Annotated in this window: 1 protein-coding gene and 2 tRNA genes; all 3 read right to left on the bottom strand. The window is 70.3% G+C overall.

The window, feature by feature from the left end:
* Positions 1-57 precede the first annotated feature (57 nt).
* Entirely contained in the window at positions 58-672 is a 615-nt protein-coding gene (locus HMPREF3099_RS02825) for a DedA family protein (RefSeq protein ID WP_070703753.1), read from the bottom strand.
* A gap of 130 nt (positions 673-802) precedes the next feature.
* A tRNA-Phe gene (locus HMPREF3099_RS02820) sits at positions 803-875 on the bottom strand.
* Positions 876-903: 28 nt separating this feature from the next.
* Positions 904-977: transfer RNA gene (locus HMPREF3099_RS02815), tRNA-Asp, on the bottom strand.
* Positions 978-1,090 lie beyond the last annotated feature (113 nt).

The raw sequence follows: 1,090 nt of genomic DNA, 5'->3' as shown, positions 1-1,090 counted from the left end.
GGAGGGGCACCCCACGGGGTGCCCCTCCTCGCGTCCGTCGTGCGGGCGCCGGGGTGCTCAGGGACGGCTGGCGCGGCGCTGCTGCGCCTTGCGCCAGAGGAACCACAGCACGGCGACGACGAGCAGCACGGCCACGACCTTGCTGATGATCCCCACGACGCCCTCCACGGCCTGCCAGTTGGCGCCCAGGGCGTACCCCAGTCCCACGAGCAGGCCGTTCCACACCAGGGTGCCCAGGAGCGTGTACACGAAGAAGGTGCCGAAGGGCATGCCCGAGGTGCCTGCGGGGATCGAGATGAGCGAGCGGACCCCGGGCACGCACCGGCCGGTCAGGACCGCGACCTTGCCGTAGCGGTCGAACCAGCGGTGTGCGGCGTCGGCGTCGTCCTCGTCCACCAGTGGCAGCTTGGCCATCCAGCGGATGGTGCGCTCCCGGCCCCACGCCCGGGCGACGCCGTACAGCAGGCAGGCGCCGGCGACGGCACCGGCGGTGGTCCACAGCATCACCTCCACCCAGCCCATCTGCCCCTGGCCGATGGTGAAGCCCGCCAGGGGGAGCACCAGCTCGCTGGGGATCGGCGGGAAGACGGTCTCGAGAAGCATCAGCAGGGCCAGGCCGGGGCCGCCGAGGGTCTCGATGGTGTGGGTGATCCACTCGCTCAGGTTGGGCATGGGGCAAGGCTAGGCCGGGGATGCTGGGGGAACCCTGTGGGGCGCCCGTGAATCACGCCTCACAGGACGGGGTGCACGACGAAGCCCCACCCGGTGGAACCGGGTGGGGCTTCGCGGCAGTCTCTCGGAGTGGCCAGAGGCGGGGTCGAACCGCCGACCTTTCGATTTTCAGTCGAACGCTCTACCAACTGAGCTATCTGGCCAGGGCGATGACCGAAATCATCGTTCCAGCGACCTCGACGGGACTCGAACCCGCGACCTCCGCCGTGACAGGGCGGCGCGCTAACCAACTGCGCCACGAGGCCTTGCATTCGCGCCTCACCGGCGCGACTGGAGAACCATACGTGAATCCACGCTGAGTGCAAAATCGGCTCCAGCAGGCGCGTCGGGGGCCCGTGCGCAGCGCACGGGCCCCCGA

The sequence above is a fragment of the Kytococcus sp. HMSC28H12 genome (assembly GCF_001816045.1).
Classification (GTDB): domain Bacteria; phylum Actinomycetota; class Actinomycetes; order Actinomycetales; family Dermatophilaceae; genus Kytococcus; species Kytococcus schroeteri.
This window is presented reverse-complemented; position numbering and strand designations above follow the sequence as displayed.